Origin of the sequence: Nitrospirillum guaranorum, from assembly GCF_034653275.1 — a bacterium.
Taxonomy (GTDB): domain Bacteria; phylum Pseudomonadota; class Alphaproteobacteria; order Azospirillales; family Azospirillaceae; genus Nitrospirillum.
This window is the reverse complement of the sequence record NZ_JAYEES010000003.1, coordinates 2,370,521-2,389,695: the sequence shown is the minus strand read 5'-3', so window position 1 is coordinate 2,389,695 and position 19,175 is coordinate 2,370,521. Positions and strand designations below refer to the sequence as shown.

Annotated in this window: 22 protein-coding genes; all 22 read right to left on the bottom strand. The window is 67.7% G+C overall.

Going from position 1 to position 19,175, the window contains the following annotated elements:
* Window positions 1–58: 58 nt before the first annotated feature.
* The gene (locus UAJ10_RS19920; RefSeq protein ID WP_463667865.1) at window positions 59–1,057 is read right to left on the bottom strand and encodes a TraB/TrbI/VirB10 family type IV secretion system protein; all 999 of its coding nucleotides are present in this window, start codon (window positions 1,055–1,057) and stop codon (window positions 59–61) included.
* On the bottom strand, window positions 1,054–2,082 hold the full coding sequence (trbG, locus tag UAJ10_RS19915) for a P-type conjugative transfer protein TrbG (RefSeq protein ID WP_463667864.1): 1,029 nt from the start codon (window positions 2,080–2,082) through the stop codon (window positions 1,054–1,056). The genes UAJ10_RS19920 and trbG overlap by 4 nt, the downstream gene beginning before the upstream one ends.
* Window positions 2,079–2,762, bottom strand: coding sequence for a conjugal transfer protein TrbF (gene trbF / locus UAJ10_RS19910; protein ID WP_322916971.1), 684 nt, complete (start codon window positions 2,760–2,762; stop codon window positions 2,079–2,081). The genes trbG and trbF overlap by 4 nt, the downstream gene beginning before the upstream one ends.
* Complete coding sequence (trbL, locus tag UAJ10_RS19905) at window positions 2,762–4,120, bottom strand: P-type conjugative transfer protein TrbL (RefSeq protein ID WP_322916970.1); 1,359 nt, start codon at window positions 4,118–4,120, stop codon at window positions 2,762–2,764. The genes trbF and trbL overlap by 1 nt, the downstream gene beginning before the upstream one ends.
* A gap of 4 nt (window positions 4,121–4,124) precedes the next feature.
* Window positions 4,125–4,511, bottom strand: a complete 387-nt coding sequence (gene trbK-alt / locus UAJ10_RS19900) for a putative entry exclusion protein TrbK-alt (RefSeq protein ID WP_322916969.1) — start codon at window positions 4,509–4,511, stop codon at window positions 4,125–4,127.
* Window positions 4,512–4,521: 10 nt separating this feature from the next.
* Window positions 4,522–5,286, bottom strand: a complete 765-nt coding sequence (trbJ, locus tag UAJ10_RS19895; protein WP_322916968.1) for a P-type conjugative transfer protein TrbJ — start codon at window positions 5,284–5,286, stop codon at window positions 4,522–4,524.
* Window positions 5,283–7,721: a conjugal transfer protein TrbE gene (gene trbE / locus UAJ10_RS19890; protein WP_322916967.1), complete on the bottom strand. Its 2,439-nt coding sequence runs from the start codon at window positions 7,719–7,721 to the stop codon at window positions 5,283–5,285. The genes trbJ and trbE overlap by 4 nt, the downstream gene beginning before the upstream one ends.
* A 10-nt stretch (window positions 7,722–7,731) precedes the next feature.
* Window positions 7,732–8,013, bottom strand: coding sequence for a VirB3 family type IV secretion system protein (locus UAJ10_RS19885; protein ID WP_322916966.1), 282 nt, complete (start codon window positions 8,011–8,013; stop codon window positions 7,732–7,734).
* Window positions 8,013–8,345, bottom strand: a complete 333-nt coding sequence (locus UAJ10_RS19880; RefSeq protein ID WP_028745376.1) for a TrbC/VirB2 family type IV secretion system protein — start codon at window positions 8,343–8,345, stop codon at window positions 8,013–8,015. The genes UAJ10_RS19885 and UAJ10_RS19880 overlap by 1 nt, the downstream gene beginning before the upstream one ends.
* Window positions 8,342–9,277: a P-type conjugative transfer ATPase TrbB gene (gene trbB / locus UAJ10_RS19875; RefSeq protein WP_416235385.1), complete on the bottom strand. Its 936-nt coding sequence runs from the start codon at window positions 9,275–9,277 to the stop codon at window positions 8,342–8,344. Before trbB ends, UAJ10_RS19880 begins: the two co-directional genes overlap by 4 nt.
* A gap of 216 nt (window positions 9,278–9,493) precedes the next feature.
* Window positions 9,494–9,928 (bottom strand): ribbon-helix-helix protein, CopG family, encoded by a 435-nt coding sequence (locus UAJ10_RS19870; RefSeq protein WP_028745378.1) that lies wholly within the window; start codon window positions 9,926–9,928, stop codon window positions 9,494–9,496.
* 7 nt (window positions 9,929–9,935) lie between these two features.
* Complete coding sequence (locus UAJ10_RS19865; RefSeq protein ID WP_322916963.1) at window positions 9,936–11,930, bottom strand: conjugal transfer protein TraG; 1,995 nt, start codon at window positions 11,928–11,930, stop codon at window positions 9,936–9,938.
* 24 nt (window positions 11,931–11,954) lie between these two features.
* On the bottom strand, window positions 11,955–13,691 hold the full coding sequence (locus UAJ10_RS19860) for a relaxase/mobilization nuclease domain-containing protein (protein WP_322916962.1): 1,737 nt from the start codon (window positions 13,689–13,691) through the stop codon (window positions 11,955–11,957).
* A gap of 244 nt (window positions 13,692–13,935) precedes the next feature.
* Window positions 13,936–14,712, bottom strand: coding sequence for a lytic transglycosylase domain-containing protein (locus UAJ10_RS19855; RefSeq protein WP_322916961.1), 777 nt, complete (start codon window positions 14,710–14,712; stop codon window positions 13,936–13,938).
* Between the two features lie 3 nt (window positions 14,713–14,715).
* A complete protein-coding gene (locus UAJ10_RS19850) occupies window positions 14,716–15,066 on the bottom strand; it encodes a DUF736 domain-containing protein (protein WP_322916960.1) in 351 nt (116 codons plus the stop codon).
* Window positions 15,067–15,101: 35 nt separating this feature from the next.
* Complete coding sequence (locus tag UAJ10_RS19845; RefSeq protein ID WP_322916959.1) at window positions 15,102–15,647, bottom strand: S26 family signal peptidase; 546 nt, start codon at window positions 15,645–15,647, stop codon at window positions 15,102–15,104.
* A complete protein-coding gene (locus UAJ10_RS19840; protein WP_322916957.1) occupies window positions 15,644–16,165 on the bottom strand; it encodes a DUF2840 domain-containing protein in 522 nt (173 codons plus the stop codon). Before UAJ10_RS19840 ends, UAJ10_RS19845 begins: the two co-directional genes overlap by 4 nt.
* Window positions 16,162–16,416 (bottom strand): ribbon-helix-helix protein, encoded by a 255-nt coding sequence (locus UAJ10_RS19835; RefSeq protein ID WP_322916955.1) that lies wholly within the window; start codon window positions 16,414–16,416, stop codon window positions 16,162–16,164. Before UAJ10_RS19835 ends, UAJ10_RS19840 begins: the two co-directional genes overlap by 4 nt.
* Window positions 16,413–17,051 (bottom strand): ParA family partition ATPase, encoded by a 639-nt coding sequence (gene parA / locus UAJ10_RS19830; RefSeq protein WP_322916954.1) that lies wholly within the window; start codon window positions 17,049–17,051, stop codon window positions 16,413–16,415. The genes UAJ10_RS19835 and parA overlap by 4 nt, the downstream gene beginning before the upstream one ends.
* Before the next feature lie 208 nt (window positions 17,052–17,259).
* Window positions 17,260–18,144 (bottom strand): replication initiator protein A, encoded by an 885-nt coding sequence (locus tag UAJ10_RS19825; RefSeq protein WP_322916952.1) that lies wholly within the window; start codon window positions 18,142–18,144, stop codon window positions 17,260–17,262.
* 10 nt (window positions 18,145–18,154) lie between these two features.
* Window positions 18,155–18,436 (bottom strand): helix-turn-helix transcriptional regulator, encoded by a 282-nt coding sequence (locus UAJ10_RS19820; RefSeq protein ID WP_172343240.1) that lies wholly within the window; start codon window positions 18,434–18,436, stop codon window positions 18,155–18,157.
* Between the two features lie 127 nt (window positions 18,437–18,563).
* Complete coding sequence (locus UAJ10_RS19815; RefSeq protein ID WP_322916951.1) at window positions 18,564–19,163, bottom strand: DUF2285 domain-containing protein; 600 nt, start codon at window positions 19,161–19,163, stop codon at window positions 18,564–18,566.
* Between the last annotated feature and the right edge of the window lie 12 nt (window positions 19,164–19,175).

Here is a 19,175-nt window from a genome sequence, read left to right as displayed (position 1 = left end):
TGGCCACACCGGCTCCCGCGGGGGCCGGTGTGGCCGGGACTGTCAGGTCATTACTCTCTCAGCACAGGCCGGCTGCCTTGGCCAGGTCCCACCAGTGATAGTCGACGCCGTCCTGCAAGCCGGCGTAGCCCTCTGCATCTGCCCCCGGCTGACGTTCCAGCACAATGCTGCGACCGTTCGGGAAGATCAGGCGGTTCCACACCAGCAGCACGCGGCTCTGCCCGAACTGGACGTTGTTGTCGTACTGGCCGATGACGCGCGTGCCCTGCGGGACAAGCAGGATGCGGCCCGTTGGGCTGTCGTAGATGTTTTCGGTGACCTGGGCGGTGATCTGACCCGGGAGGTCGGAGCGGATGCCGGTGATCAACGCCGCCGAGATGACCGCGCCCGCCTGCAGGATGTTCGGCGACGCCGGTGCGGCGACCCGATCGGCCGCAACGGTGCGCCGGTCAACCGGCGCGTTGAGGAACGCCTGTTGCCGCTCCTGCGCCGTCGGCGTCGCCGCTGGCGGCGCGAGGCCAAGGCTCGTTAAATCGGGCTGCGCAGGGGGCGGCGCGCTCGTCGTCGCCGGTGCCGTGTTGCGCGCTTCTGACGCCGCAAACAGCCGGCTGGTGCGCGCTGTCTCGATCTCCTGGAGGCGGCGCTGCTCCTCCGCGCTAATGCCCGGCTGCGCGGGCGTAACGCCGGGCGTCGGTACGGGCTGCCCGCGGTTCTGAGCGCTGACAATCGGCCGACCGAGATCGCCGGGCAGCGGCGGCCCGAGTTGGGGCACGCCGGTATAGTCGCGCGGCAGACCCTGAAGGCCGTCCGCGGTCGAGCGGTTGTCGGTCGAATAGAGTTCCTCGGGCGCCCGGGCGCCGTTGCGGGTCTGGAGCGCATAGACCAGCGCGCCGCCGAGGCCGAGGCTTGCCACCAGGCCGAGCCCGGCGAGCACCTTGCGCGACAGCCGCGTGACACGCGGAGCTTCGGCACGCAGCCGCATCGGTGCGGCCGCCTCCGGCGCCGATCCCGTTAGCGGCGCGGCGGCTTCCTCTTCCTCGTTCCGGTCGTCGCTCACGATGCGGGCCTCCCGTCGGTGCGGGTGATCCGGACGCGCTTCTGCGTGTCGCCGGAGCCGAATCGGAGCTCGGCGGCTGCGAACAGCCGGTCGACGATCATGTAGTTGTTGCGAACCCGGTAGTTGACGAGCTCAGAGGTGGTGCCCTCGGCGCCGACGACGAAGAGTGGCGGCATTTCGCCCTGACCGATGCCCCGGGGGAATTCGATGAAGACCTGCCGACCGTCATCGTAGGCCCGCAGCGGGCGCCACGCGGCGCGGTCCCCGGTCACGTCGTAGCGGAAGTTGATGCGCGAGAGATCGACGCCGGTCGCCACCGGCTGGGTCGCCTGTGCTTCAGCGTTTTGGCGGCGCAGCGCGATGAGCTGATCCTGGGGATACTGCCAGGAGACCGAAGCCATATAGGTGCGCTCGGTCGAGCGCAGCTCCATGTGATAGGTGCGCAGGTTGGTGTTGATGACGAGATTGGTCATCAGATCGGCCCTTGTCGGCTTCACCAGGATGTGGACCTGCAGCGTCGCGCCGGAACCGCTTTGCGTGTCGCCAATAATCCAGCGCACCGTGTCGCCGGCAGCCACCGGGCCGGAGCCGACGAGCTGCTCGCCTGGCTGTAGGGCGATGTCGGTGATCTGCCCGACGGCGGTGTAGACTTGGTAGAGGGCCCCTTGCGTGAAAGGATAGACCTGCATCGAGTTGATGAAGCCGTCGCGTACCGGCTGGATGCGGGCGGCAGCATTGGCCTGGTTGACCCGTGCCGTGGGATCAGCTGCCTCGGGCGCTCGCCGAGATTCCTCGACCGGCTTCATCTGTCCGGGCAGCGGAAGAGGCCTCGGCAGTTCGACGACCGCGACGGGCGCTGGAGGATCGACGGTTTGGACGGCGGCAGGCGCGTCGTCGTAGCTGATCTCGGGCGGCTTTTGCGTAGTCGCGCAGCCGGCAAGCGCCGTGGCGGAAAGCAGTAAAACTGCCAGTGTGCGAGTACGGAAAGCCGGTTCTCCGGCTTTACGGCAAATCGGCATCGTCATTGCCCCAGCTCCCGTGACCATGAAATTGCGTTGACGTAGATCCCCAGCGGATTGGCGCGCAGCCGGTCGGCGTTGCGCGGAATCTGGACGACGATGGTGAGGATCGCCGTCCATCGGGTCGTTTCGGCGAGCTGGCCGTTCTCGTAGCGGCGCTCGGTCCATGCGACCCGGAAGCTGTCGGGAGAAGCGCGGATCACACTGGAGACGTCCACGGCGATCTGCTGACGGCCAACTTTGGTGAAAGGGTCGTTCGAGCGCGCATAGTCGTTCAGGGCCGCGGCTCCCCGGTCCGTCGTGAAGTCATAAGCCCGCAGCCAGTTCTGGCGGACGATGATCGCGTCCGCCGGGATCGAGCGGACCTGCTCGATGAAGCGCGCGAGGTGGAAGGCGATCTGCGGGTCGGTCGGTCGGTAATCGGGCGTCGCCGGAGCGATCGCCTGTGCCTGGCCGAGCCGGTCGATCTGGACGACCCACGGAACGACGGTGCCGCGCGCCGACTGCCAGACCAGTGCCGCCGCGAATCCGGCCGACAGGAAGAGCGAGCCGAACGCCATGTAGCGCCAGTTACGTGCCTGAACGCGCGCCGAGCCGATGCGGTCGTCCCAGACCTGTGCAGCGCGCTGGTACGGCGTTTCGGGTTCGGGAGCTTTTCCATAGTGCGTCGAGGGTCGTCGAAACATCAGAGGTCACCTTCGGAGAGATTGATGGAGGAGCCGCCGCCGTGGCTGTCGCCGCTGCGCACCGCATTGATGGTGGTCGAGACGGCGTGGCTCATCTGTTGCGAGCGCTTCATGCGGCGGGCCCAGGCGGGCGGTTGATCGCCGCCATCGGCAGGGCTTAGAGCGGCGTCGTTGGCAGCTTCGCCAACGGTGCCCATGGTCGAGGAGCCCCCGGTCGACTCAAAGGCGGACCGGGCTCCATCGGCGAAGCTGGAGCGCATGCTCGATGACGCGCGCTCGGCAGCGCGCCGAAGCGGCGATGTGGCTGCGGAACCGGCGGCCCGAGCGACGCCGCCCAGGCCGCTAACCACGCCCGAGGCGCCTGTCTGCCCTGCGGCGCCCAGGCTGTATGCGGTGGAAGCTCCGCCCGCGAGGGCAGCGCCTCCGCGGGCAGCGGCAGCGGCGCCTCCTGCGAGCGCCGCACCTCCAGAAGCGACGGCGCCGACCGTGGCAGCTCCGGCCGCGACCATGCCACCTGCGGCAAGCCCGGTTCCGACCGCAGCGCCGGCGCCGAGCTGCGGGCCTCCGGAGACGAGGCCGTTGGCGATGCCGGGGCCGAAGATGCCGAGGCCGAGCAAGGTCAGTGCAGCGAGCACGATCGCCATCGCCTCGTCGATCGTCGGAGTGCGGCCGCCAAAGCCGGCGGTGAACTCGGAGAACAGGCTCGATCCGATGCCGATGATGACGCCGAGGACCAGCACCTTGATGCCGGAGGCGATGACGTTGCCGAGCACGCGCTCGGCCATGAAAGCGCTCTTGCCGAAGAGACCGAAGGGAATGAGCACGAAGCCGGCAAGCGTCGTCAGCTTGAATTCGATCAGGGTGACGAAGAGTTGGATGGCGAGGATGAAGAAGGCGAGCAGCACCAGCGCCCAGGCGAGCAGCATCACCGCAATCTGGATGAAGTTCTCGAAGAAGCTCCAATAGCCCATTAGATCGGAGATGGAATCGAGCAGCGGCCGCCCGGCATCGAGGCCGGTCTGGGCGACCTTTCCGGGCCTCATCATGTCCGCGATTGTGAAGCCGGTCCCCGACGCCTTGAGACCCAGGCCAGCGAAGCTCTCGAAGATGATGCGGGCCAGGTTGTTCCAATTGCCGATCAGGTAGGCGAAGACGCCGACGAACAGCGTCTTCTTAACGAGGCGCGCCATGATGTCGTCGTCGGCGCCCCAGCTCCAGAACAGTGCGGCGAGCGTCACGTCGATCACGATCAGCGTGGTGGCGATGAAGGCCACTTCGCCGCTGAGGAGACCGAAGCCGCTATCGATGTAGCGGGTGAAGACCTCCAGGAAATGGTCGATGACGCCTGTGCCGCCCATGATCTCAACGCGCCTCGTTCGTGTGGGAGTCGATCGTCGGAGCGGTCTCGTTGACAGCGGGATCGCGGGCTGGCGGAGGATTCTGCGGCTGACCTTGCGGTCCCGGCGCCAGCGGCGCCGGCTGCGGCTGCAGGGCCTGCGATGGCTTCAAGAAGCGGTCGCGGTTGTCCGCCCAGGCCTGAAGGCAAGCGGGATCGCGGGTGCCGGCTTCTCCAAGTTGCTGGCAGCGCCGTAGCTCGATCTTCAGCGGGTCGATGCCCGTTTCGGTCGTCGCGGCGAGGCTGCGATAAACCGGCGGTTCGTCTTTGCGAGACAATTCAATGACCGTCGCAGTAATAGCGAAGGCGACGAAGACGACAGCACCGACGCGCGCAAGGATTTTGCCGTCCATGGCCGCGTCCTCAGTTGCTGCCCGGGAACATCTGCGCGTTGCCGGCTTGGTAACCGACACCGGGCGCCAGGAAGCGGCGACGTTGCTCGCGGCCCTGTTCGGCGGCTGCGGACCGCTCGGCCTCGGCGAGCGCTTGCGCACGGCCGTTGGCGGAGACAACGGCGGTGAGATCGGCGAGCTGCTGAGCCTGGAGTGCGAGAAGCTGGTTGCCGGCCTGCGTCGCCTGCAGGGCGCCGGTCGCGCCCTGGCTCTGTCCGACTAGCGCCGACATCTGAGTGCGGTTGGTGTCGATGTTGTCGACGACGCCGGCCTGGACGCGCATCGCGTCCTGAAGGCCTGAGACCGTGTTGTTCCAGCGCTCTTTCGCCTGAGCGACGAGCTGTTGGTCGGACGCGCTCATCGAGGCGCTGCCGGCCGCGTAGTTTGTCTGAAACGCGCGGTCGATGTTCTGGACGTTGTACGCGATGCCCTGCGCCTGCTGGAGGAGCTGCTGAGTCCGTTGGACGGACTGCTGAAGCTGCTGGAGGGAGGAGAACGGGAGGCTGGTGAGGTTGCGCGCTTGGTTGATCAGGGACTGTGCCTGGTTTTGCAGCGAGGTGATCTGGTTGTTGATCTGCTGCAACGCGCGAGCAGCCTGCAGCACGTTTTGCGCGTAGTTGGTCGGGTCGTAGACGATGATGGCTTGGGCAGGCGTCGCGAAAACTGGCGCGAGCGCGGCAGGAGCCGCGAGCAGTGCAGCAGCGAATCGCGCTGCGCGGTAACGGCGCAATTTCATGATGGTTTCTCCAGGTTGGTGAGGTTGGGAATGAGGTCGGCCGCCCACGCGACGCCGCGATGGCGCAGCCACGCCGCGAGGAAGCGCTCGCGTCCGTGCTCGGTGACGATCCGGTCTATGGCGGCCTGGTCGGTCTTGGAGGATGCCGCGCAGAGCGCGAGCGCGACGTCGGCGAGGCCCAGCTCGAACAGCCGGTTGCCGCGACGGCTCTGGCAGTAATAGTCCCGCTTGGGCATGGCCCTGGCGAGGATCTCGATCTGCCGATCGTTGAGGCCGAAGCGGCGGTAGATCGCGGTGATCTGCGGCTCGATCGCCCGTTCGTTCGGCAGCAGCAGCCGGGTCTGGCAGCTCTCGATGATGGCGGGCGCGATCGCCGATCCGTCGATGTCGGACAGGGACTGGGTAGCGAAGACGACGCTGGCGTTCTTCTTGCGCAGCGTCTTCAGCCACTCGCGGAGCTGGCCGGCGAAACCCTCGTCGTCGAGGGCAAGCCAGCCTTCGTCGACGATGATCAGCGTCGGCTCACCGTTCAGCCGGTCCTCGATGCGGTGGAAGAGATAGGAGAGCACCGCCGGAGCCGCGGCCGTCCCGATCAAGCCTTCCGTTTCGAAGGCCTGGACGGTGGCGACACCGAGATGCTCGCTCTCGGCATCGAGCAACCGGCCGTAGGGCCCGCCGACGCAGTACGGCCGCAGCGCCTGCTTCAGGTCGTTCGACTGCAGCAGCACCGCGAGGCCGGTCAGGGTGCGCTCGCCGATCGGCGCGCTCGCCAGCGACGACAGCGCCGTCCAGATCAGCTCCTTGACCTCGGGCGTGACCTGAATGCTTTCGCGCATCAGGATCGCGACGATCCAGTCGGCGGCCCAGGCACGCTCTGCCGCCTCGTCGATCCGGGAGAGCGGCTGAAGCGCGACGCTGTCGGCGGAGCCCTCGGTCAGGCCGCCGCCAAGATCGTGCCAGTCGCCGCCCATGGCGATGGCGGCTGCGCGGATCGAGCCGCCGAAGTCGAAGGCAAAGACCTGGGCTTGGGCGTAGCGGCGGAACTGTAGCGCCATCAGCGCCAGCAGGACGGACTTGCCGGCGCCGGTCGGTCCGACCACCAGCGTGTGACCGACGTCGCCGACATGGATGGAGAACCGGAACGGGGTGGACCCTTCGGTCTTGCCGTACAGCAAGGGGGGCGCACCAAAGTGCTCATCCCGTTCCGGCCCCGCCCACACGGCGCTTAGGGGTATCATGTGGGCAAGATTGAGCGTCGAGATCGGCGGCTGACGGACATTAGCGTAGACGTGGCCGGGCAGCGACCCGAGCCAGGCGTCGGCCGCGTTGATCGTTTCGGGCATCGCGGTGAAGTCGCGGCCCTGGATCACCTTCTCGACGAGACGGAGCTTCTCGGCCGCGACGCGGGGATCATTATCCCAGACGGCGATCGTGGCGGTGACATAGGCCTGTCCGGCATAGTCGGCGCCGAGTTCCTGCAGCGCGAGGTCGGCGTCGGCGGCCTTGTTGGCGGCGTCGGTGTCGACCAGGGCGCTCGCCTCGTTGGTCATCACCTCCTTGAGGATCGCGGCGATCGACTTGCGCTTGGCGAACCACTGTCGGCGGATCTTGGTCAGAAGCTTCGTGGCGTCGGTCTTGTCGAGCAGGATCGCCCGCGTCGACCAGCGATACGGAAAGGCAAGCCGGTTGAGATCGTCGAGGATGCCGGGCGTCGTTGCGGTCGGAAATCCGACGATGGTCAGGATGCGCAGATGCGCGTCGGCAAGGCGCGGCTCCAGCCCGCCGGTGAGCGGCTGATCGGCCACCAACGCGTCGAGATACATCGGCGTCTCGGGAACGCGCACGCGGTAGCGCTTCGTCGAGACGGTCGAGTGCAGATAGGTGAGCGTCTCGGCATCATCGAGCCACCCGCATTCCGGCATGAAGGCCTCGACGAGCTGCAGGATGCGATCGGTACGATCGACGAAGCCGCGCAGCGCCTCCCAGGCATCGACGCCGCGCTCGGCCTTGCCCTCGTAAAGCCAGCTCTCGGCGCGTGCGGCATCCTCGGCCGGCGGAAGGAAGGTGAAGGTCAGGAAATAGCTCGACTCGTAATGGACGGCGTCCTCTTCGAAGTCGGCCTTGCGCTCGGCATCGACCATCGCTGAGGCCGGATCGGGGAACCGGCTTGCCGGATAGGCGTCGACGGCATGGCGTTGCGCTTCGACGAAGATCGCCCAGCCGCTGCCGAGGCGCCGGAAGGCGCTGTTGAGGCGCCCCGCGACGGCGACCAGCTCGGCCTGCACGGCGGAATCGAGATCGGGTCCGCGGAAGCGCGCGGTGCGCTGGAAGCTGCCGTCTTTGTTGAGGACGACGCCGGGCGCGACGAGCGCCACCCATGGGAGGAAATCCGCAAGGCGGGTCGAGGTGTGGCGATATTCGGCGAGGTTCATCATGGCGCGCGCCTCAGACGTTCAGGTGACCGGGGATGCGGAGGTGCCGGCGGCCGACGTCGACGAATTGCGGGTCGCGCTTGGCCGCCCAGACGGCGGCGAAATGGCCGATGGCCCAGAGACAGAGGCCGACCAGCCAGAGGCGAAGACCGAGACCGAGAGCGGCGGCGAGCGTGCCGTTGAGGATGGCGATGGCGCGAGGTGCGCCGCCGAGCAGGATGTGCTCGGTCAGTGCCCGATGAACCGGGACGGTGTAACCCGACACGTCGCCGCCGCTCTCGATCAGGCCCGCCATCAGACGAGCGCTCCGCCGCCGAACGAGAAGAAGGACAGGAAGAAGCTCGACGCGGCGAAGGCGATCGACAGGCCGAAGACGATCTGGATCAGGCGGCGGAAGCCGCCCGAGGTGTCGCCGAAGGCGAGCGTCAGGCCAGTGACGATGATGATGATCACCGCGATGATCTTGGCGACCGGCCCCTCGATGGATTCGAGGATCGATTGCAGCGGCGCTTCCCACGGCATCGAAGAGCCGGAAGCGTGGGCGGCCGGGGCCAGCAAGACACTGGCCAGGAGGACGGATGCGGCTGTCGCCACATGGCGACGAAAATGCAGGGCACGGCGGATCATGCGGGTTCTCCTTCGGGGGGCTGGGTTGCGGGGCGGACGCGGTAGTCGCCATTGGGCGTGAGCCCTTCGACGCAACCGAGTTCGGCTAGGCGCCGGGTCGAGCCGCGGCCCGAGAGGACCGCGACAAGATCAATCGTCTCCGCGATCAGCGCGCGCGGGACAGTGATGACGGCTTCCTGGATGAGCTGCTCGAGGCGGCGGAGCGCGCCGAGCGCGGTGCCGGCATGGATGGTGCCGATCCCTCCGGGGTGGCCGGTGCCCCAGGCCTTGAGCAGGTCGAGCGCCTCGGCGCCGCGCACCTCGCCGATCGGGATGCGGTCGGGCCGCAGGCGCAGCGAGGAGCGGACCAGATCGGAAAGCGTGGCGACGCCGTCCTTGGTGCGCATGGCGACCAGGTTCGGCGCGGAACATTGCAGTTCACGGGTGTCCTCGATCAGCACCACGCGGTCGAAGGTTTTCGACACCTCCGCGAGCAGCGCATTGGTGAGCGTCGTCTTGCCGGTCGAGGTGCCGCCGGCCACGAGGATGTTGCGGCGATCGGCGACAGCCTGGCGCAGTATCTCGGCCTGGTCGGCGGTCATGGTGCCGGCGGCGACGTAGTCTTGCAGCGTGAAGACGGCGACGGCGGGCTTGCGGATCGCGAAGGCCGGCGCCGCCACAACCGGGGGCAGAAGCCCCTCGAACCGCTCCCCCGTTTCCGGCAGCTCGGCCGAGACGCGCGGATTGCCCGCATGGACCTCGGCACCGACATGGTGGGCGACCAGGCGCACGATGCGCTCGCCGTCGGCCGCCGAGAGTCGCTCGCCCGTGTCCGACAAACCTTCCGAGAGCCGGTCGATCCAGAGACGGCCGTCGGGGTTGAGCATCACCTCGACGACGCTGGCGTCTCCAAGGAAACCGGCTATGGCGGGGCCGAGTGCGGTCCGCAGCATGCGGGCCCCGCGAAGTATCGCCTCGGATTTCTCGGAAGAACTGGCCACGTCGTCCCCGTTCTTTGCGGGACCGCGTCAGGCCGTCCCTGGATCGGGGATGATTAAGAGAACCGGAAACTGCGCCTCGGCAACAGGTTGTTTCACAGGTCGTACTGTGGAGTACAAAGACAGGCGTTCGGCGGAATCGCAGGATACTTGAGATGCCGTAATCCATGCTTATTGCGCGTCGCGCGCGGGATCGATGTCCTCGGAAATCTCCTGCCGGAGCTTCGGACCCTTGGCGAGTCTGCGCCCGAGCGCCGCGACGAAGGCGTCGTAGCGCTCGCCGGCCTGGGCGCGTGCAGCGGCCTGTGCGGGCTCCGGCAGCGGCGGATTGGTGGTCAGCCAAAACCGCACGAAGACGGCGAGCATTTCGATCGAGATGCCGACATCGCGCTCCATGCGCGTCATGCGACGGTCGAGCTGGTCGAGGCGTTTGGTCGTCGCCGCCTCCTGCCGTTCGGCGGCGTCCGGCGACAGGAAAGACGCGATCGCCGCCTCGGCGATGAGCGAGCGCGACTGATCGCGCCGGGCCGCATAGGCCGCAAGCGCCTTCATCACCTCGGGTTCGAGATAGACCGACAGGCGCTGCTTCTTCGATGGATTGGCCATGGGCGCTTCACAGCTCCATGCCGTCGTTCGGGTCGAGCGAGACCTGTCGCGCCACGCCCTGCATGATCTGGTTGGCGCGGCTGATCCGGGCCGCGTCGTCATCGGCCTCGTCGTCGAATCCGCCGTCGAACTCGTTCTCGATCGGCGCCTTCTTCTCGACCGGCGCGGCGCGTTCCAGCTCCGGCTGGTGGCGACGTTCCGATCCGGTCGGATCTCCGTCACCACCGTCATCAACGATTACCGCACCGGCCGACACCGCGCTCGCCGGCCGTGCCGGAAGCGGAAGCCGGCTCCAGTCGTCCGCGGCGGGCTGCAATGGCCTGGTAAGCGCCGGCGGTGGCATGATCCGATCCTTGAAGCGGCGATCCTCGTAGTAGCGCGCCTTCTTCGCGCGGATCGGCGGCGTGCCCGCGACCATGACGATCTCGTCGGCGGGCGGGAGCTGCATGATCTCGCCGGGCGTGAGCAGCGGCCTCGCAGTTTCCGAGCGTGACACCATCAGGTGACCGAGCCACGGCGAGAGACGATGGCCGGCATAGTTGCGCATGGCACGCATCTCGGTCGCGGTCCCGAGTGCGTCGGAGACGCGCTTGGCGGTCCGTTCGTCGTTGGTCGCGAAGCTGACGCGGACATGGCAGTTGTCGAGGATCGAGTTGTTCGGCCCGTAGGCCTTCTCGATCTGGTTCAGCGACTGCGCGATCAGGAACGCCTTCAACCCATAGCCCGCCATGAAGGCGAGCGCGGTTTCGAAGAAGTCGAGCCGGCCGAGCGCTGGGAACTCGTCGAGCATCAGCAGCAGCCGATGCCGGTTGCCCTTGGCCTTGAGGTCCTCGGTCAGACGCCGGCCGATCTGGTTGAGGATGAGGCGAATGAGCGGCTTGGTCCGGGCAATGTCCGACGGCGGCACGACCAGGTAAAGGCTGGTCGGCTGCTTGGCGCCCACGATGTCGGCGATGCGCCAGTCGCAGCGGCGCGTCACCTCGGCGACGACGGGATCGCGATAGAGGCCGAGGAACGACATGGCGGTCGAGAGCACGCCGGAGCGTTCGTTGTCGGACTTGTTGAGCAGCTCGCGGGCGGCCGACGCGATTACCGGATGCGGTCCGCTCTCCCCGAGATGGGCAGTCTTCATCATCGCCGCCAAGGTGGACTCGATCGGCCGCTTCGGATCGGAGAGGAAGGCGGCGACACCGGCGAGCGTCTTGTCCTCCTCCGCGTAGAGGACATGCAGGATCGCGCCGACCAGGAGCGCGTGGCTGGTCTTCTCCCAGTGGTTCCGCTTTTCGAGGCTGCCCTCCGGGTCGACCAGGATGTCGGCGATGTTCTGCACGTCGCGGACCTCCCACTCGCCGCGGCGCACCTCGAGGAGCGGATTGTAGGCGGCCGACTTGGCGTTGGTCGGATCGAACAGCAGCACCCGGCCGTGACGGGCGCGGAAGCCGGCGGTCAGCGTCCAGTTCTCGCCCTTGATGTCATGGACGATCGCCGAGCCCGGCCAGGTGAGCAGCGACGGCACGACTAGGCCGACGCCTTTGCCGGAGCGGGTCGGCGCGAAGCACAGCACATGCTCGGGTCCATCGTGCCGAAGATAAGCGTGGTCGAACTTGCCGAGCACCACGCCGTCCTCGCCGAGCAGGCCGGCGCCGCGCACTTCGTCATGACGGGCCCAGCGCGCCGAGCCGAAGGTCTCGGCGTTCTTCGCTTCCCGCGCCCGCCACACCGACATGCCGATGGCGACGGCGATCGACACGAAGCCGCCGGACGCCGCGATATAGGCGCCCTCGACGAAGATCGGCGGTGCATAGGCGTCGTAGAAGTACCACCAGGGAAAGAAGGACCACGGATAGTAGATCGGCAAATGACCGAGTATGAACCATGGCGGCCCGAGCTGGGGCTGGAAGCCGAGCCTGAAGGCCGTCCATTGCGTAGCGGTCCATGTCGTCAACAGGACGATGGCGAAGACGGTGAGGATCTGGCCCCAGAGGATCTTGGTGGCGGACATGGCGGGGTCCTTTCGAGATGGTGGTCACAGGCCGAGCCCGCGCTGGCGGCCGAAGCTCCAGTCGACGCCGCCGTCGCTTCGGGCGACTCCGGAGACGTGACAGCCGAGCTGCTTTTCGAGTGATGGCGTCCAGGGCACGAGGCTGAAGCCGAGCCCGTGGTCGATCATCGCGAAGCGGCCGCTCGCGAGGTTCATCCGCCGCTGGTAGGTGCCGGTGACATATTCGCCGGATTCAGGTTTGACCTGCGGCCGTCCGGTCTCAGCGGCGATGCGTTCGGCAACCGCCTCCAGCTCGCGACGCCGCAGCGTGTCGACTATGCCGGGCTGGAAGCTGACGCCGCGCTTCTGGCGTTCGGCGAGGCCCTGGCCGACAAGATGCTCGGCGCGCCGGTCCAGGGCGTCGCGCACTTGGGCGCCGAAGCCGCCGCCGAGCGCCGCCGGCTCGCGGGCGATATTCTGCCGATCGAGCCAGGTGGCGCCGGTCGCGGTGACCTGCCGCTCGGTGTCGAGGTCGGAGCGCACCGCGATCGCCACGCGACGCTGGCCGCGCGCATCGTCGAATTTCCGAAGCTCGACGATTGAACCCGGCGCGCTGTCGCCGGCCGCGTCGAGGTCCGGCAGCTTGATGTGGTGAGTCCGGCCGTCAACGCCGTCTACGACAGCGAAGGCCGTGCCCTTCAGCTCGTCATCGAGGCCACGGGCGACCAGGCGCCCGATGACCGGATCGTTCAGGCTTTCGGATGCCAGCACGTAGCTCGCCGCGCCGCGCTCGATGCCCCGCTCGGTCAGGCCGTGGTGGATGCGCTTGATGATGTCGCCGCGCTCGCCGAGCTCGCGCAGGGTCGCCTCGGCCCTATCCGAGATGGTCCATTGTCCCGGGCCGATCTCGTCGGCGAGCCCGAGACCTTCGAGCTTGCGCAGCCGGCCGATCTTCAGGGCATCGAATTCGTCGGGCTGCCGATCGGCGCGCGGCGCGAGATCGATGACGCCGGTGCGATAGGCGTCGCGGGCGAGTTGGCGATCGAGGTTGGTCCAGCGGTCGGCGTCGATCTGGCGCTCCAGCGTCTGCCGGATCTCCTGATCGGTGCGTGGCCCCAGCTCCTGGGTGATCAGGTCGCGCGCCCGATCGCGCATGCCCTCCTTTATATAGTCGCGCGCGATGACCAGGTTTTCGCCGTCGTCGCGCACGCCGCGGACGATCAGATGGACATGCGGATGCTCGGTGTTCCAGTGATCGACCGCGACCCATTCGAGCCGCGTGCCGAGGTCCTTCTCCAACTGGCCGACCAGCTCACGGATGAAGCCCTTGAGGTCGGACATTTCCAGCGCGTCGTCCGGCGAGACGATGAAGCGGAAATGGTGGCGGTCGTCCTCGGACCGCTCCGCAAAGTTCTTGGCGTCGACGTCATCCCCGCCCGGACCGAACAGCCGGGCCTTCTCCCCGTCGCGGGTGACGCCATCGCGGCGGAGATAATCGAGATGCGTCGAGAGCGGCGCGGACCGCGCGCCATGACGGACGACGCGCGCCTTGATGACCGCACCGCGCGAGCGCGCGGTGATGAGGCGGTTCGCCTGGATCGAGGCGCGCTGTCCGCGCCCGAACCGGGACCGCGCGCCCGACCCGATCTTCCCTTGCCGGGAGACGCTGCCGCCGGCGCGCTGAGCGGCCGCGAGCGCCTGGGCGATGAAGGGCCGCGCCCGCTGCGCGCTGGTCGAGCGGATGCGGCCTGGCCGGATGCGGAATTCGTGCTCGTCGGTCATGCCCGACGCTCCGCACATCGCGCCAACGCGATGATATTCTTGAAAAATGCGCCGGTGCGCAGGCTGCGCCGATCAGGCGCACCTCGCGAAATCGCGTCATAACCCCTTGAAAAAGCACAACCGAACCGAAGCGCACATCGCGCCCCTTTATCCTGCCATCGTGCGGTTGTGTTTGCGGTCCTCCCTTCCAACGCCCTCCACACTGCGCTGGGGTTTGCCACGCTGCGATGGATAGGTGAGACAGTCATCGCGGGCCTGCGGGCTCCCGGCGGGAGGCGAACAGGCCGCCGGTCGGGTTCGCATCGGCCGCCGCATCGCGCGGTGGAGCCGCAATATCGCCGTCACGGGCCTGACCATCCGCCTGCACCGGACCTGCGCCCGGACCGCGATCAGAGGCGCCGATGAAGAGCGGCGCGCGTGTCCAGGCCAGCGGGTCGGCGGCAGCAACAGTGACGACGGCCGGGGACGCTTCGCCGCCGACAAGGGGCGTGAGCTGGGCGACATAGGCGCGCGTCTCGGCCGGCAACGCGCGGCCGTTCGCGAGGTAGTCGTCGTACCGTCCGGGTCCGGCATTGTAGGCGGCGAGAAAGCCCGGCGCGCCGTAGCGATCGTAGAGTTCGCGCATATAGGCCGTGCCCGCGATGATGTTGTCGCGGGGATCGAACGGATCGCTGCCAAGGCGATAGCGGGCGCGCAGATAGGCCCAGGTGTCGGGCATGATCTGCATCAGGCCCATCGCGCCCTTGGGCGAGACCGCGCGCGCGTCGTTGGCGCTTTCGACACGCATGAGCGCGCGAATCCAGGCGACCGGAACGCCAAACCGCTGCGAGGCCTCGCTCGCGAAGCCGGCGAGCTGGGTGCTCGCCTCGGCCGGAACCGGCGGCACGGTCTGAGCCCGCGCCGGCGACATTGGCGAAGCGGCGATCGGCAGGCCGGAAAGGAGAAGGAGGAGCAGCCGGGAGGCGGCACGGGACTTGTCCGTGCCGCTCCGATGATGCTGCGATCGATGCGGGCCGCGCACCGCTCAGTCCTCGCTGTCGCGCGTGTTGAGGCGCGGCTTGGCTGGCCGCGACCAGTGCAGACCCCAGGTGCCGTTGTCGTCGCCGGAGCGGAAGAGGTTGGCGCGCAGCGGACGCGGGAACAGCGGGCTGTCGAGCTGCACGGAGACGTAGTCGCCGGCACGTTCGCCGACATGCTTCCGGCCGGCGCCGATCTCGATGCCGTCGCTCCCGCCGAGCAGGACGCGGTAGTCCGGCGCGTTCTCGGCTTCGGAGGGTTCGGCCGGAACGAAGGCGAGTTCGGCGTCGATGCCGAGCGCGGTAAGCCGCCCGGAATAGCCGGACCTGGTGCGAGTGAATTGGCCGATCTGAGTCATGGTCGTCTCCTTGGGTTGGGGATGAAAGCGGCAGTTCAGCGGGTCGGCGCGCGCCAGACGTAGCGGCCGTCGCCATGCTCATCGGTCCAGAGCGGCGTCGCTCGGCCGATCACATCGCTGGTCGGCAACGGCCCGAAATAGCGGCCGTCCAGGCTGTCGCGGACCGACCAGTTCATCAGGAAAAGTTCGCGCTCGGCGATGCGGCGGCAGCCCTGCCAGACCGGCAGCGAGCGGCCGAGATGGTCGCGGTCGAGAGCATCGCCCATCGGCACGCCGTCCACGGTGATGGCGTGATCGTGGCGGCAAACCTCTTGGCCGGCAACGCCCGCGACGCGCTTCATCAAGGGCACGCCACGGCCGATATAGCCGCGTTCGACCATGAAGGCGGCGAGCGGTTCGGGCGCGCGGACGGCCACAAGATCGGTGACCTCGAAATGGTCGGCCGGCGCGATGCTGTAGAGCCCGATCGGCGTGCTGGCCGACGCGTTCCAGATGAACTTTGTCGGGAAATCGATGAAGGCGGCGGTCGCCATGCCCATGGTCAGGACGTAGGTGACCATGACGTAGCCGAAGCGGCTCATGATCCGGCCCTCCGGCGCAGGAGGAAAGCCTTGTGGTGCTGGGCCGTATAGGATCGCGGCTGTTCGCCGGCGGTCATCCGATTGTGGATGTGCCGCCAATGATCGGGTGAGACGTCGCCCGGATCGATGCCGATCGCCTCAATCGCATCGATCATCTGCAACACGCGCTCGACCTTCGGCCAGCCTTCCACCTTGAGCAGGATGTCGCCCCCGGGACGCACAAAGGGCACGGTCTGCTGCGGCTCGCCGGCGCGGACCGTGCGCAGGACGTCGAGATGCGAGGCGACGGTCCCGTAGTCGTTGGCGGCCCAGCGCACGAAGCCGAGGACGCTGTCCGGCGCAAAGCGGAGCACGCGCCGACGGCGGTCGATGATCTGTTCGCCGACCTCCCGGCCGAACCTGATCCAATTCTCGATGCGCTTCTCGATCCAGGTGAGTTCGACTTCGGTGAGGTCGTAGGGCGGCGGCGTGTCGTGACCCGGCGCGCCACGCGCGCGTATGGCGACGGCGCCAGTCATGTCGCGTCTCCTTTGGTCTGAGGGAATTCGCGCGCGAGCAGCTCGCGCAGCATGTCCGCCACGGTGACACCGCGCTGGAAGGCGGCGATCTTGATCCTGGCGCGCTGGTCCGGCGTGACGTCGATGGTCAGCCGTGCCGTGTAGATTGCGGCGTCCGGCGCGCGCGGCGCAGGCGCGTCGGCGGCCCTGATCCAGGTCTCGGCATCGCCTGGCCGGGTGGCGAAGCCGCGCTTCGGAGGCGTCGCGGTCATGGCGCGATCCTCCCGATCTCGGTGACCAGCGCGGCGATCTCGCGGGCGGCGGTGCTGTCGCTGTCGAGTTCGCCGACGAGCCGCCCGGTCTGCGCGGTGTCGGCAAAGGCGATCCGCTGGCCGATCCTGGCTGCAAGCAGCGGCGGGTCATGGTCGGCGAGCGTTTGGGCGGTCTCGCGAGCGATGACGGTCCGCGCGGCGCAGCGATTGAGGACGAAACGCGCCAGGAGCTGCGGACGGTAGATGCGGGCTTCGCCTAGCAGCGACAGCATCTCGGCCGACGCCCACCCATCGAAAGGCGACGGCTGCACGGGGATCAGCACCAGGTCGGCGGCGAGCAGCGCCGAGCGCATCAGCCCGGCGACGCGCGGCGGACCGTCGATGATGACGTGGTCGACATCGCGGGCGATCTCGGGCGCCTCGCGATGCAGCGTGTCGCACGCCAGGCCGACGACGCCGAAGAGCCGAGGCAGGTTTTCGCGCGCCCGCTGCTGCGACCAGTCGAGCGCCGAGCCCTGCGGGTCCGCGTCGATGACGGTGACGCGCTGACCGCGCGTCGCCCATTCGCCGGCAAGGTGTAGCGCGATCGTCGTTTTGCCGACGCCGCCCTTCTGGTTGAGCAGCGCGACGATCATGACGGTCTCCCGGCGATCGGGGACTCGTTCACACGCCGCGAAAATGCGGCTTGCGTTAGAAAGATTCCGAAGGAATCTAGGTTAGAGAAGTTACAGGGCTCGCAAGTTGCTGATTCAACGAGCGGATTCGACGATTCCGGTCCCCGATAGCACGAGGATCGGGTCCTCGATGGCACGATGGGTCCGGTCCCTGATAGCACGAGACGATTCACAGCTTATCCCCAGGGCGCTTGGTCGAGCGGCGGCGCTGCCGGGGGATGCCGAGCGCGTGCGGATCGATCGGTTTGAAGAAGAGGATTTCGGGGCCGCCGAGGCACTGCTCGATGGTCAGGCGATAGCCTGGCAGCGGCTGTCGGCGGACGATGTCGCGCAGGTCGTAGGCGAAGTGCTTGAGCGGCGAGAGCGAGCCGGACTTGGCGTGGAGATGCGGGAAGTCGAAGCTCCAGCCGAACTCCTGCTTGCCGCCGTGCTTGCGCACGAGGCGATAAAGCCAGCGCTCAAGACCGCCCGTCAGGCCGAAATAATCGCGGTCGATGGTCAGCACGAGCGCGTCGTCGAGAACGGCAGCGTAGAACCAATCCGGCACGATCAATTCGAGCCCGAGCGGCCGGCCGCGAGCGTCGGCGCGCTCCTTCCACTCGTTGATCCAGGAGAAGCGATGCAGCCGCCGCTCGGTCGGCTGGCGGATCGACGTCGCGACTGTCGTCGACTGGAGTCGGTCGAGCGCGGCCTTCAATCGGTCGTAGTCGCGCAAGCTGACGCCACGGCCTATGAACTGTAAAATCTCGTAGGGCGTGGTCGCCATAAGGCGCGACGGGCGCAGTCCGTGGTCACGCGCCTCGACGATCTGAGACGCGGCCCAGATCAGCACGTCGGCGTCCCAGATGGTGGCCATGCCGTGCTCGGGGACGGCCTCCACACGGATGACGACGGAGCCGGCCTTGAAGTTGATCGGCGCCAGTCGCTTCGACTTGCCGAGGGCGAAGAAGGGGTACGCCATCAGGTCTTGGGCGTCGCGGGGCGCGAGATCGCCGGGCAAAGCCCGGAAGAGATCGAGCTGCTCGCGTTCGCTGCTGTGATGGCGCGCCGACATCGTGAAAATCTCAGCGCGGGAAGCGACCGGCGGCGGCAGGAGAGGCCGCTTGTCGCTTTGCCGGAAGGACGGTCCCGCCGCGTGGATCGGACGTCGAAGTGACGAGACCGCGATCCGCCCAGGTCTGGAGGTCGTCGACCGAATAGACGACACGGCCGCCGAGCTTCCGATAGGTCGGACCCGTGCCGTAGGTGCGATGCTTTTCGAGCGTGCGTTCGGAAAGGCCGAGGAAGCGGGCCGCCTCCTGCGTTCTTAGGTATCGTGGCGGTAGATTGGCGGCTTTTTCGGCCATGATCGAACCTCCGTGGTCTCGCGGGCGGCCGCTTCGGATGAGCGGCGGGTTGCGAGCACGGTGGCGCGAAGACGACGCCTCGGACGATGTCGAAGTAAGGAAGCTAAATTCGACACCCGGGTGGGTGTCAGCGTTCCCGTCGGGGACGGCGCAGCAGCGCCCGGTATCCGCCGTGAACGAGCTTCATGCCGTCGCGGGCGAGACGAATGGTGGTTTCGCGGATGGCGCTGCCAACCCACGACGTCGCGTCGTTCTCATGTTGGGGGAATAGAAACCGGGCGATGGCCCGGTAGGTGGCGCCCGTCTCGCGGGCGTCGACCGCGCGTAGCATCTGTCGCGCCCGTTGAAGCCGCTGGGGCGTCATGCGCGGGTCTGCCGGCACCGCCCGGCCTGTCGCCGCCGACCAGAATCGGCCCAACGCCGTCAGGCGGTCCGGTGTCATCTCGTCGAGCGGGATCACCGCGGCGAGCGAGTCGCCTTCCATCGAACCGGAAAGGCCGACATCGAATCGCTCGCCGTGGAGGTTCAACCGCAGAAGCGTTGCTTCGCGGTCTCGGACAGCGTGAGCCGGAAGATCGTCAACGGTAAGATGAGAACCTTCGGACAGGGCGGGCCCGCTTTGGAGGATGATCGCCGCCGGATCGGTTTGCGGGGTCCAGAAGATCGGCTGCGCGAGGCCCGTGATGCGTGGGTCTGCTGCGAAAACATAACCCCCATTGCTGAGCAAACGCCGTCGCTG

Excerpts from the sequence above, each read along its gene's own strand:
- trbG (WP_463667864.1), bottom strand. The coding sequence starts at position 2,082 with ATGACGATGCCGATTTGCCGTAAAGCCGGAGAACCGGCTTTCCGTACT.
- trbF (WP_322916971.1), bottom strand. The coding sequence starts at position 2,762 with ATGTTTCGACGACCCTCGACGCACTATGGAAAAGCTCCCGAACCCGAA.
- trbL (WP_322916970.1), bottom strand. The coding sequence starts at position 4,120 with ATGGGCGGCACAGGCGTCATCGACCATTTCCTGGAGGTCTTCACCCGC.
- trbK-alt (WP_322916969.1), bottom strand. The coding sequence starts at position 4,511 with ATGGACGGCAAAATCCTTGCGCGCGTCGGTGCTGTCGTCTTCGTCGCC.
- trbJ (WP_322916968.1), bottom strand. The coding sequence starts at position 5,286 with ATGAAATTGCGCCGTTACCGCGCAGCGCGATTCGCTGCTGCACTGCTC.
- trbE (WP_322916967.1), bottom strand. The coding sequence starts at position 7,721 with ATGATGAACCTCGCCGAATATCGCCACACCTCGACCCGCCTTGCGGAT.
- UAJ10_RS19885 (WP_322916966.1), bottom strand. The coding sequence starts at position 8,013 with ATGGCGGGCCTGATCGAGAGCGGCGGCGACGTGTCGGGTTACACCGTC.
- UAJ10_RS19880 (WP_028745376.1), bottom strand. The coding sequence starts at position 8,345 with ATGATCCGCCGTGCCCTGCATTTTCGTCGCCATGTGGCGACAGCCGCA.
- trbB (WP_416235385.1), bottom strand. The coding sequence starts at position 9,277 with ATGCTGCGGACCGCACTCGGCCCCGCCATAGCCGGTTTCCTTGGAGAC.
- UAJ10_RS19870 (WP_028745378.1), bottom strand. The coding sequence starts at position 9,928 with ATGGCCAATCCATCGAAGAAGCAGCGCCTGTCGGTCTATCTCGAACCC.
- UAJ10_RS19865 (WP_322916963.1), bottom strand. The coding sequence starts at position 11,930 with ATGTCCGCCACCAAGATCCTCTGGGGCCAGATCCTCACCGTCTTCGCC.
- UAJ10_RS19860 (WP_322916962.1), bottom strand. The coding sequence starts at position 13,691 with ATGACCGACGAGCACGAATTCCGCATCCGGCCAGGCCGCATCCGCTCG.
- UAJ10_RS19850 (WP_322916960.1), bottom strand. The coding sequence starts at position 15,066 with ATGACTCAGATCGGCCAATTCACTCGCACCAGGTCCGGCTATTCCGGG.
- UAJ10_RS19845 (WP_322916959.1), bottom strand. The coding sequence starts at position 15,647 with ATGAGCCGCTTCGGCTACGTCATGGTCACCTACGTCCTGACCATGGGC.
- UAJ10_RS19840 (WP_322916957.1), bottom strand. The coding sequence starts at position 16,165 with ATGACTGGCGCCGTCGCCATACGCGCGCGTGGCGCGCCGGGTCACGAC.
- UAJ10_RS19835 (WP_322916955.1), bottom strand. The coding sequence starts at position 16,416 with ATGACCGCGACGCCTCCGAAGCGCGGCTTCGCCACCCGGCCAGGCGAT.
- parA (WP_322916954.1), bottom strand. The coding sequence starts at position 17,051 with ATGATCGTCGCGCTGCTCAACCAGAAGGGCGGCGTCGGCAAAACGACG.
- UAJ10_RS19825 (WP_322916952.1), bottom strand. The coding sequence starts at position 18,144 with ATGTCGGCGCGCCATCACAGCAGCGAACGCGAGCAGCTCGATCTCTTC.
- UAJ10_RS19820 (WP_172343240.1), bottom strand. The coding sequence starts at position 18,436 with ATGGCCGAAAAAGCCGCCAATCTACCGCCACGATACCTAAGAACGCAG.